Below are 10,334 nucleotides of genomic sequence, written 5' to 3'. Positions count from 1 at the left end.
CTAAATCACGTCAGCGCTGGCTGTTTTACGCGTATGACAGGATACGGAGGACGGTTGTGGCGCACGTCTTCGGTGAACGCACTCTGGCCACACTGGAGCGTCTTCTGAGCCTGCTGTCGGCCTTTGAGGTCGTGGTATGGATGACGGATGGCTGGCCGCTGTATGAATCACGCCTGAAGGGAAAGCTGCACGTTATCAGCAAGCGTTACACTCAGCGCATTGAGCGACATAATCTGAATCTGAGACAACATCTGGCAAGGCTGGGACGGAAGTCACTGTCGTTCTCAAAATCGGTGGAGCTGCATGACAAGGTCATCGGGCATTATCTGAACATAAAACACTATCAGTAAGTTGGAGTCATTACCCCTAACCTTCGCAAGAGGTCGCTTCACGCGATAAATCTGAAACGAAACCTGACAGCGCGCCCCGCTTCTGACAAAATAGGCGCATCCCCTTCGACCTACGTAACAGATGGAATCCTCTCTCTGATGGCAGCAAAGATTATTGACGGTAAAACGATTGCGCAGCAGGTGCGCTCTGAAGTTGCTCAAAAAGTTCAGGCGCGTATTGCAGCCGGACTGCGGGCACCAGGACTGGCCGTTGTGCTGGTGGGTAGTAACCCTGCATCGCAAATTTATGTCGCAAGCAAACGCAAGGCTTGTGAAGAAGTCGGGTTCGTCTCCCGCTCTTATGACCTCCCGGAAACCACCAGCGAAGCGGAGCTGTTGGAGCTTATCGATGCGCTGAATGCCGACAACACCATCGATGGCATTCTGGTTCAACTGCCGTTACCGGCGGGTATTGATAACGTCAAAGTGCTGGAACGTATTCATCCGGACAAAGACGTGGACGGTTTCCATCCTTATAACGTCGGTCGTCTGTGCCAGCGCGCGCCGCGTCTGCGTCCCTGCACCCCGCGCGGTATCGTCACGCTGCTTGAGCGTTACAACATTGATACCTTCGGCCTCAACGCCGTGGTGATTGGCGCATCGAATATCGTCGGTCGTCCAATGAGCATGGAACTGTTGCTCGCAGGTTGCACCACTACCGTGACTCACCGTTTCACTAAAAATCTGCGTCACCACGTAGAAAATGCCGATCTGTTGATCGTTGCCGTCGGCAAGCCGGGCTTTATTCCTGGTGACTGGATCAAAGAAGGCGCAATTGTGATTGATGTCGGCATCAACCGTCTGGAAAATGGCAAAGTTGTGGGCGACGTCGTGTTTGAAGACGCGGCTAAACGCGCCTCATACATTACGCCTGTTCCGGGCGGCGTTGGCCCGATGACGGTTGCCACGCTGATTGAAAACACGCTTCAGGCGTGCGTTGAATATCATGATCCACAGGGTGAGTAACATGGCGACATTTTCTTTAGGTAAACACCCGCACGTTGAGCTGTGCGATTTGCTGAAACTGGAAGGCTGGAGCGAAAGCGGCGCGCAGGCGAAAATCGCGATTGCCGAAGGCCAGGTGAAAGTCGACGGTGCGGTTGAAACGCGCAAACGCTGCAAAATCGTCGCCGGTCAGACAGTGAGTTTTGCAGGTCACAGCGTACAGGTTGTTGCCTGATCCCTTTCCCGCCTGTATCAACAGGCCGGTTCTCTTTTCAGACTTTTGCCCTCTACGCCCCGTTCATCCATGCTGATAGCATCGACATTTTGCCGAAGCGACCATCATGCCAACCGTTATTACGCACGCCGCCGTTCCCCTATGCATTGGTTTAGGGTTGGGTTCGAAAGTCATCCCTCCGCGTCTGTTATTTGCCGGAATCATCCTGGCGATGCTGCCCGACGCCGACGTATTGTCGTTTAAATTTGGCGTTGCTTACGGCAATGTTTTTGGTCATCGCGGGTTTACCCATTCGCTGGTGTTTGCGTTTGTTGTCCCGCTGTTATGTGTGCTGATTGGACGCCGATGGTTCAGGGCTGGGCTGATTCGCTGCTGGCTGTTTTTAACCGTCTCGTTGCTATCGCACAGCTTGCTGGATTCGGTAACCACTGGCGGTAAGGGCGTTGGCTGGCTGTGGCCGTGGTCAGATGAACGCTTTTTCGCTCCCTGGCAGGTGATTAAAGTCGCGCCGTTTGCATTGTCTCGTTACACCACGCCGTACGGGCATCAGGTGATAATTTCTGAATTGATGTGGGTGTGGTTGCCGGGGATGGTGCTTATGGGAATGTTGTGGTGGCGCAGGCGATAACCGGATGCGAAAACTCGCATCCGGCAACAGCGCAATTACTTACGACGCCAGGTGGTCCCTTGCGGGCCATCTTCCAGCACGATCCCCATCTCGTTAAGACGGTCACGCGCCGCATCTGCCGCCGCCCAGTCTTTCGCTTTACGGGCATCCAGACGCTGTTGAATTAACGCTTCAATCTCAGCCACTTCGCTGTCGTCTGCCTGCGCGCCGCTTTGCAGGAACGCTTCCGGTTCTTGCTCCAGCAGGCCCAATACAGCGGAAAGTTTACGCAGGTGAGATGCCATTGCATTCGCCGCTGCCATATCTTCTGCTTTCAGACGGTTTACTTCACGCGCCATATCAAACAGTACGGAATAGGCTTCCGGGGTGTTGAAATCGTCGTCCATCGCTTCAATAAAGCGCGCTTCAAACGCTTCGCCACCGGCAGGCGCAACGGTTTTATCTGTGCCGCGCAGCGCAGTGTAGAGACGCTCCAGCGCCGCACGCGTCTGCTTCAGGTTCTCTTCGCTGTAGTTCAACTGGCTGCGATAGTGGCCCGACATCAGGAAGTAACGCACGGTTTCCGCGTCGTAGTATTTCAGCACATCGCGCACGGTAAAGAAGTTACCCAGCGATTTGGACATCTTCTCGCGGTCAACCATCACCATTCCGGAGTGCATCCAGTAGTTCACATACTGACCATCATGGGCACAGGTGGACTGCGCGATTTCGTTCTCGTGGTGCGGGAACATCAGGTCTGAACCGCCGCCGTGGATATCAAAGTGGTTACCCAGCTGCTTGCAGTTCATGGCCGAACATTCAATGTGCCAGCCAGGACGACCCGCGCCCCACGGAGACGGCCAGCTCGGTTCGCCCTCTTTCGACATCTTCCACAGAACGAAGTCCATCGGGTTGCGTTTGTCATCAACCACGTCAACGCGCGCGCCAGCCTGCAGCTGGTCGAGATCCTGACGCGACAGCACGCCATAAGTCGGATCGGTCGGGACGTCGAACATCACGTCGCCGTTGTCAGCCACATAAGCGTGACCTTTGGCGATCAGTTGTTCAGTGAGTTCAATAATTTCTGCGATATGGTGCGTCGCGCGCGGCTCCATATCCGGGCGCAGAATGTTCAAAGCATCAAAATCTTTGTGCATTTCGGCGATCATGCGATCCACCAGCGCCACAAAGCTTTCGCCATTTTCATTGGCGCGTTTGATGATTTTGTCGTCGATATCGGTAATGTTGCGCACATACTTCAGCTTATAGCCGAGGAAACGCAGATAGCGCGCAACCACGTCAAAAGCAACAAAGGTACGCCCGTGACCGATATGACAGAGATCGTAAACGGTGATTCCACACACGTACATGCCGACTTCCCCGGCGTGAATAGGCTTAAATTCCTCTTTTTGGCGTGTCAGAGTATTGAAGATTTTTAGCATCGAAGATTCCGTTTAGACATGTGTGGGTAATTGAGTTGCGTATAATACCCATATTTCCCGCGCGAATCAGCATACATTGCGTGATGATCCGATCGTGCGGTTATGCTATAACACCACCCTATATATGACCCGAACCGGGTTGAAGCACCAATCAAACGGAACAGGATGCAAAAATGGTTACTTTCCACACCAATCACGGCGATATTGTCATCAAAACTTTTGACGATAAAGCACCTGAAACAGTTAAAAACTTCCTGGACTACTGCCGCGAAGGTTTTTACAACAACACCATTTTCCACCGTGTTATCAACGGCTTTATGATTCAGGGCGGCGGTTTTGAACCGGGCATGAAACAAAAAGCCACCAAAGAACCGATCAAAAACGAAGCCAACAACGGTCTGAAAAATACCCGTGGTACGCTGGCAATGGCCCGTACTCAGGCTCCGCACTCTGCAACTGCACAGTTCTTCATCAACGTGGTTGATAACGACTTCCTGAACTTCTCTGGCGAAAGCCTGCAAGGTTGGGGCTACTGCGTGTTTGCTGAAGTGGTTGAAGGCATGGACGTGGTAGACAAAATCAAAGGTGTTGCAACCGGTCGTAGCGGTATGCACCAGGACGTGCCAAAAGAAGACGTTATCATTGAAAGCGTGACCGTTAGCGAGTAATCGTGGCGACACTCTTTATTGCAGATCTTCATCTCTGCGTGGAAGAACCGGCGATCACCGCCGGTTTTCTGCGTTTTTTAGCGGGGGAAGCTCGCAAGGCCGACGCGCTGTATATTCTTGGCGATCTGTTTGAAGCGTGGATTGGCGACGACGATCCCAATCCACTCCATCGCCAGATGGCGGCAGCGATCAAAGCGGTGTCCGATTCCGGCGTTCCCTGTTATTTCATTCATGGCAACCGTGATTTTCTGCTCGGCAAACGCTTTGCCCGTGAAAGTGGCATGACGTTATTGCCGGAAGAAAAGGTGCTCGAACTTTATGGCCGCCGGGTGTTGATTATGCATGGCGACACGCTGTGCACCGATGACGCGGGTTATCAGGCTTTTCGCGCCAAAGTCCACAAACCCTGGCTGCAAATGCTATTCCTCGCCCTGCCGTTGTTTGTGCGCAAACGCATTGCCGCGCGAATGCGCGCGAACAGCAAAGAAGCCAACAGCAGTAAATCGCTGGCGATCATGGACGTTAACCAAAACGCAGTGGTCAGTGCGATGGAAAAACATCAGGTGCAATGGCTGATCCACGGGCATACCCATCGCCCGGCGGTGCATGAACTTATCGCCAACCAGCAACCTGCTTTTCGCGTGGTACTGGGTGCCTGGCATACGGAAGGTTCGATGGTGAAAGTCACGGCGGATGACGTTGAGCTGATTCATTTTCCGTTTTAAAAAAACCACAACTTTGCTGATTTCACAGCCACGCAACCGTTTTCCTTGCTCTCTTTCCGTGCTATTCTCTGTGCCCTCTAAAGCCGAGAGTTGTGCACCACAGGAGTTTTAAGACGCATGTCTTCCCGCAATAATCCGGCGCGTGTCGCCATCGTGATGGGGTCCAAAAGCGACTGGGCTACCATGCAGTTCGCCGCCGAAATCTTCGAAATCCTGAATGTCCCGCACCACGTTGAAGTGGTTTCTGCTCACCGCACCCCCGATAAACTGTTCAGCTTCGCCGAAAGCGCCGAAGAGAACGGTTATCAGGTGATTATTGCGGGCGCAGGTGGCGCAGCGCACCTGCCAGGCATGATTGCCGCCAAAACGCTGGTGCCGGTGCTGGGCGTGCCAGTACAGAGCGCCGCACTGAGCGGTGTCGATAGCCTCTACTCCATCGTACAAATGCCGCGCGGCATTCCGGTGGGTACGCTGGCGATTGGTAAAGCTGGCGCGGCAAACGCGGCATTACTGGCAGCACAAATTCTCGCGACTCACGATAAAGAGCTACACCAGCGTCTGAATGACTGGCGCAAAGCCCAGACCGACGAAGTGCTGGAAAACCCGGACCCGCGAGGTGCGGCATGAAACAGGTTTGCGTCCTCGGTAACGGGCAGTTAGGCCGTATGCTGCGTCAGGCAGGCGAACCGTTAGGCATTGCTGTCTGGCCGGTCGGGCTGGACGCTGAACCGGCGGCGGTGCCTTTTCAACAAAGCGTGATTACCGCTGAGATCGAACGCTGGCCGGAAACCGTATTAACCCGCGAGCTGGCGCGTCATCCGGCCTTTGTGAACCGCGATGTGTTCCCGATTATTGCTGACCGTCTGACTCAGAAGCAGCTTTTCGATAAGCTCCACCTGCCGACCGCGCCGTGGCAGTTACTTGCCGATCGCAGCGAGTGGCCTGCGGTGTTTGATCGTTTAGGTGAACTGGCGATTGTTAAGCGTCGCACTGGTGGCTATGACGGTCGCGGTCAATGGCGTTTACGCGCCAATGAAACCGAACAGTTACCGGCAGAGTGTTACGGCGAATGTATTGTCGAGCAGGGCATTAACTTCTCTGGTGAAGTGTCGCTGGTTGGCGCGCGCGGCTTTGATGGCAGCACCGTGTTTTATCCGCTGACGCATAACCTGCATCAGGACGGTATTTTGCGCACCAGCGTCGCTTTTCCGCAGGCCAACGCACAGCAGCAGGCGCAAGCCGAAGAGATGCTGTCGGCGATTATGCAGGAGCTGGGCTATGTGGGCGTGATGACGATGGAGTGTTTTGTCACCCCGCAAGGTCTGCTGATCAACGAACTGGCTCCGCGTGTGCATAACAGCGGTCACTGGACACAAAACGGTGCCAGCATCAGCCAGTTTGAGCTGCATCTGCGGGCGATTACCGCTCTGCCGTTACCGCAACCAGTAGTGAATAATCCGTCGGTGATGATCAATCTGATTGGTAGCGATGCGAATTATGACTGGCTGAAATTGCCGCTGGTGCATCTGCACTGGTACGACAAAGAAGTCCGTCCGGGGCGTAAAGTGGGGCATCTGAATTTGACCGACAGCGACACATCGCGTCTGACTGCGACGCTGGAAGCCTTAATCCCGCTGCTGCCGCCAGAGTATGCCAGCGGCGTGATTTGGGCGCAGAGTAAGTTCAGTTAAGCAGGTGCTCATTTGATTGCCGGATGCGGCGTAAACGCCTTATCCGGCTTACCGCTCCGGTACCCATTGTAGGCCTGATAAGACGCGTCAAGCGTCGCATCAGGCATGGTGCACCGATTGCCGGATGCTCTCATCACTACAGCGAAATACAGGTCCCCGCTTCGCCCGCCAGCGTCTCTTCAATTCGCGATAACGCCCCAATCCACGCGGGTTTACTACGGCTTCTGACATAACCACTCACCGCCGTTACCTTCGGCCCCATCGAACCATCGGCTTTGGCAAATGGCGCTAACTCATCCGGTGTGGCATGGCGAATGGCACGTTGCTGCGGCGTTCCTCAGTTTTCATATACCGCATCAGCATCGGTGAGGATCACCAGTCCATCGGCATTAATCTGCTCGGCGAGCAACGTAGTGGCGAGATCTTTATCAATCACCGCTTCACTCCCTGCCCCATCTTCCGTCACAGGCACACCGCCGCCGCCACTGCAAATCACCACATGCCCCTCTTTGAGCAACAACTCGATGGCTTCGCTGTCGAGAATTTTACGCGGTTGCGGAGACGCCACCACCCGGCGCAAATATTTACCATCACGTTTCATCTGCCAGCCGTAAGCCGCTTCCAGTGCCTCTTGTTCTTCTGGCTGATAAACCGGACCAATAAATTTCTCTGGCTGCAAAAACGCCGGATCATCAGGCGAAACCTCAATGCGCGTCAGCACCGTCGTAACAGGCGGTATCTGCGGCTGTGCGCTCAAGCTCTGCGCCAGCATATAGCCAATCATCCCCTGGCTTTCCGCCACCAGCACATCCAGCGGATACGGTTCTACCTCTTTCCACGCCAGATTCTGTAACGCCAGCAGCCCCACCTGCGGCCCGTTGCCGTGAACAATCGCCAGCCGATAAGAACGGGCCAGGCGTGCCAGCGCGGGTACAGCACTGGCGATATTGCGATATTGATTTTCCGCCGTCAGCACCTCACCGCGCTGGAGTAAGGCGTTGCCCCCAAAAGCTACAACCAGTGTTTTCATGGTTTTTCTTGTAATAATTGTTGGCCAAGCCAGAACCCCAGCAGCGTATCTGCCCCTGACGTATGCCCCAGCGCCAGCAGCGAATCAATCGCAACAGCGGTACGTTTCGGGCAACTCAGAGCATGGACAAAGTGCAGGAGTGGCGAGGCGAAATATCCTTGCGCGGCATAACGTAAATAACTGACGCTCACCGCTGTGGTAACGAGTTGAAGATTGTCGGAACAGGCAAAAAACGGGCGACCGGCGCGCGCATCTAAAGCGCCATAATACCAAGCCGCCAGCAGCATTCCGCTCAACGTGTCATCATGACTTGGCGTTAATCCGGGGCCTTTACCCAGCCAGTGCAGCCAGTCGGTCTTAACGCCATTGAGCGCGGCCTGAAAACAGTGACGAAACTGGCGTAATTCAGCGGTCAGCGGATCGCTTGCCGCCATCGCCAGTGGTCCGAAAAGTCCGGTTTCCTCCGCGCGTTGCATCCATGCAGCTGCAAGCGGTTGAGGATGCGAAGGCGGCGTAATACGCAGCAAACAATAACGCTGTGGCTGTTTAACCGTGAAACGCCCGAGGCGAATCCCTTGAGCCACAACCTGTGGTCGTTCATTGCCGCATAATCCACCGCATAACGCATCGAATTGCGCGCGGCGAAGCACCCATCCTCCGGGGCCGAAACCACTACCCTGACGATGCAGCGTTAACAGTTCGCCGCTTTCCGTCATCAGGTTAATCGCCCGCCGCCACACTCCCGCTAACCGCCAGGACTGGCGATAATTCGGTGCGCTACTGCTGGCAAGCAGAGGATGGATGATCGTCATTGCGCGTTCCTCAACCAATCCCCATGCTTTCAGCCAGTGCTTCCAGCGCCTGTTCAAAGCACGCCAGCGGTGCCCGCACGGTGCCTGCGCCAATCTGCCCGATCCCCGCCTCTTTATGGGCGATACCGGTATTGATGAGTGGCGTAATGCCGGTTTCTACCACGCGACGAATATCCAGCCCCAGGCACGCGCCCTGAAAATCCCAGCCTGGGATCTGCAACTGCATATTGCGTTCAAGGTAAATTTCCGCCATCTCTTCAGATACCGCCCTGGCCGCTTCCATGCCACCCGCACCGACAAAGCGCGTTACGCCAGGCGCTGCGATCATTGCCGCACCTCCGATACCAAAGGTTTCGGTAATCGCGCTATCGCCCATATCCGGGTTCGCCTGCTCCTGCGAGAAGCCGGTGAAAACAGACCTTGCGGAGTGTTTACAGGCGCAGTAAACCAGCGTTCACCCAGCCCGCTTACCCGAATCCCGAACATATTGCCGTTGCGGGTCATAGCCGTAACGATGCTGCCTGCGCGGATCATCGCGCCAGCATCCATCGCCGCCTTGCAGTAGGCCATCGCGAGGTTGAGGAAGAACTGATCGGTCACGCTGAGGAAATCGATCACTTCCGCAATGTGCTGTTTATCATGATCGAGGCGAGCAATTTGTGGGGCCAGCGTACGCATTAACAGTGCTGAGGAAGCAATATTGCGTTGATGGAACTCATCGCCCATCGTAATGCCCTGCGCCATCATCGCCGTGAGATCGATACCGCGCTCCATGCGCCCCAGCGCCGCGCTTAATACTGGCATTAACACATCGCGCATCCAGCGATGGCGAGTCAGGACATCTTCGCCGTAAGCGCCAAAACGCATCACTTTGCCGATACCTTCGTTGAGGTTGCAGTACGCCCGGTTGCCGTCGGTCACGTTCTCGACCACCAGCATTGGCATACTGGCAGAAGTAATGCCGCCCATTGGCCCGACGGCATTCACATGGTGACAAGGAATGAAGTTCACTTCCCCCTGGTCCAGCATCGCCAGTGCCTGCGCTTCATCTTTCGCCCAGCCTTCGAACAGACATGCGCCCACGCACGCCCCTTTCATGGGTCCGGTCATCTCCTGCCAGCGCATTGGCGGCCCGGCGTGAAGCAGTGTTTTGCCCTCGTTTAGTTCGCTGATAAGTGAAAAAGCCGGTTGCACATCCAGCCAGTGTGGACGAGCACGACGAATTTGTTCGATAACCGCAGCATTGGCTTGCGCCACTGATGTAAACATGGGAACCCCTTATTGCAAACGTTCTAATAAACGAGCCAGTTTTTTATTGCCGCCGGCGACTGGCGACCATTGGTAATGCACAACCGGTTTGCTGGCGCTTTGTAGCTCCAGCGCAAAGCTGCGTAATCCGATGTTAATCACGGCGACGTTTTCCAGTAATGACGGTGGGTAATGACTCCAACTTATTGATAGTGTTTTATGTTCAGATAATGCCCGATGACTTTGTCATGCAGCTCCACCGATTTTGAGAACGACAGCGACTTCCGTCCCAGCCGTGCCAGGTGCTGCCTCAGATTCAGGTTATGCCGCTCAATTCGCTGCGTATATCGCTTGCTGATTACGTGCAGCTTTCCCTTCAGGCGGGATTCATACAGTGGCCAGCCATCCGTCATCCATATCACCACGTCAAAGGGTGACAGCAAGCTCATAAGACGCCCCTGCGTCGCCATAGTGCGTTCACCGAATACGTGCGCAACAACCGTCTTCCGGAGCCTGTCATACGCGTAAAACAGCCAGCGCTG

9 protein-coding genes and 5 pseudogenes are annotated in these 10,334 nt (G+C 54.9%); 8 read left to right on the top strand and 6 right to left on the bottom strand.

The window, feature by feature from the left end:
- The 4 genes and pseudogenes from BFF42_RS04155 to BFF42_RS04140 all read left to right on the top strand — a co-directional run.
- Nucleotides 1–350: pseudogene (locus BFF42_RS04155) on the top strand (IS1-like element IS1X2 family transposase); the annotation flags it as partial.
- A 138-nt stretch (nt 351–488) separates the two neighbouring features.
- Nucleotides 489–1,355: a bifunctional methylenetetrahydrofolate dehydrogenase/methenyltetrahydrofolate cyclohydrolase FolD gene (gene folD, locus BFF42_RS04150; protein WP_000729155.1), complete on the top strand. Its 867-nt coding sequence runs from the start codon at nt 489–491 to the stop codon at nt 1,353–1,355.
- 1 nt (nt 1,356) lies between these two features.
- Nucleotides 1,357–1,569, top strand: coding sequence for a ribosome-associated protein YbcJ (ybcJ, locus tag BFF42_RS04145; RefSeq protein ID WP_000190288.1), 213 nt, complete (start codon nt 1,357–1,359; stop codon nt 1,567–1,569).
- A gap of 106 nt (nt 1,570–1,675) precedes the next feature.
- The gene (locus BFF42_RS04140) at nt 1,676–2,197 is read left to right on the top strand and encodes a metal-dependent hydrolase (protein ID WP_001143552.1); all 522 of its coding nucleotides are present in this window, start codon (nt 1,676–1,678) and stop codon (nt 2,195–2,197) included.
- A gap of 35 nt (nt 2,198–2,232) precedes the next feature.
- On the opposite strand, the gene cysS is transcribed toward BFF42_RS04140, so the two are convergent.
- A complete protein-coding gene (cysS, locus tag BFF42_RS04135; protein WP_000912353.1) occupies nt 2,233–3,618 on the bottom strand; it encodes a cysteine--tRNA ligase in 1,386 nt (461 codons plus the stop codon).
- A 173-nt stretch (nt 3,619–3,791) separates the two neighbouring features.
- On the opposite strand from cysS, the gene ppiB reads away from it, so the two are divergent.
- The 4 genes from ppiB (at nt 3,792) to purK (ending at nt 6,702) form a co-directional block, all read left to right on the top strand.
- Nucleotides 3,792–4,286, top strand: coding sequence for a peptidylprolyl isomerase B (gene ppiB, locus BFF42_RS04130; protein WP_000256002.1), 495 nt, complete (start codon nt 3,792–3,794; stop codon nt 4,284–4,286).
- A gap of 2 nt (nt 4,287–4,288) precedes the next feature.
- Nucleotides 4,289–5,011 (top strand): UDP-2,3-diacylglucosamine diphosphatase, encoded by a 723-nt coding sequence (gene lpxH, locus BFF42_RS04125; RefSeq protein ID WP_000212252.1) that lies wholly within the window; start codon nt 4,289–4,291, stop codon nt 5,009–5,011.
- A 117-nt stretch (nt 5,012–5,128) separates the two neighbouring features.
- Nucleotides 5,129–5,638, top strand: a complete 510-nt coding sequence (gene purE / locus BFF42_RS04120) for a 5-(carboxyamino)imidazole ribonucleotide mutase (protein WP_001295318.1) — start codon at nt 5,129–5,131, stop codon at nt 5,636–5,638.
- Nucleotides 5,635–6,702, top strand: a complete 1,068-nt coding sequence (gene purK, locus BFF42_RS04115; RefSeq protein WP_039059024.1) for a 5-(carboxyamino)imidazole ribonucleotide synthase — start codon at nt 5,635–5,637, stop codon at nt 6,700–6,702. Before purE ends, purK begins: the two co-directional genes overlap by 4 nt.
- Before the next feature lie 136 nt (nt 6,703–6,838).
- Here purK and BFF42_RS04110 read toward each other — a convergent pair.
- From BFF42_RS04110 to BFF42_RS04090, 5 genes and pseudogenes are all read right to left on the bottom strand, one after another.
- Nucleotides 6,839–7,732 (bottom strand): annotated as a pseudogene (locus BFF42_RS04110) (carbamate kinase).
- Nucleotides 7,729–8,544 (bottom strand): oxamate carbamoyltransferase subunit AllH family protein, encoded by an 816-nt coding sequence (locus tag BFF42_RS04105; protein WP_000152520.1) that lies wholly within the window; start codon nt 8,542–8,544, stop codon nt 7,729–7,731. The pseudogene BFF42_RS04110 and the gene BFF42_RS04105 overlap by 4 nt, the downstream one beginning before the upstream one ends.
- Nucleotides 8,545–8,554: 10 nt before the next feature.
- A pseudogene (locus tag BFF42_RS04100) lies at nt 8,555–9,813 on the bottom strand (YlbE family protein).
- A gap of 9 nt (nt 9,814–9,822) precedes the next feature.
- A pseudogene (locus BFF42_RS27520) lies at nt 9,823–9,981 on the bottom strand (hypothetical protein); the annotation flags it as partial.
- Between the two features lie 14 nt (nt 9,982–9,995).
- A pseudogene (locus BFF42_RS04090) lies at nt 9,996–10,334 on the bottom strand (IS1-like element IS1B family transposase); the annotation flags it as partial.

The sequence above is a fragment of the Shigella sp. FC1661 genome (assembly GCF_001712525.1).
In the GTDB taxonomy this organism is placed as follows: Bacteria; Pseudomonadota; Gammaproteobacteria; order Enterobacterales; family Enterobacteriaceae; genus Escherichia; species Escherichia coli.
This window is presented reverse-complemented; position numbering and strand designations above follow the sequence as displayed.

Bases quoted from the DNA above. Each gene is read 5' to 3' on its own strand.
- cysS (WP_000912353.1), bottom strand. From the start codon at position 3,618: ATGCTAAAAATCTTCAATACTCTGACACGCCAAAAAGAGGAATTTAAG.
- purE (WP_001295318.1), top strand. From the start codon at position 5,129: ATGTCTTCCCGCAATAATCCGGCGCGTGTCGCCATCGTGATGGGGTCC.
- folD (WP_000729155.1), top strand. From the start codon at position 489: ATGGCAGCAAAGATTATTGACGGTAAAACGATTGCGCAGCAGGTGCGC.
- ybcJ (WP_000190288.1), top strand. From the start codon at position 1,357: ATGGCGACATTTTCTTTAGGTAAACACCCGCACGTTGAGCTGTGCGAT.
- purK (WP_039059024.1), top strand. From the start codon at position 5,635: ATGAAACAGGTTTGCGTCCTCGGTAACGGGCAGTTAGGCCGTATGCTG.
- BFF42_RS04140 (WP_001143552.1), top strand. From the start codon at position 1,676: ATGCCAACCGTTATTACGCACGCCGCCGTTCCCCTATGCATTGGTTTA.
- ppiB (WP_000256002.1), top strand. From the start codon at position 3,792: ATGGTTACTTTCCACACCAATCACGGCGATATTGTCATCAAAACTTTT.
- BFF42_RS04105 (WP_000152520.1), bottom strand. From the start codon at position 8,544: ATGACGATCATCCATCCTCTGCTTGCCAGCAGTAGCGCACCGAATTAT.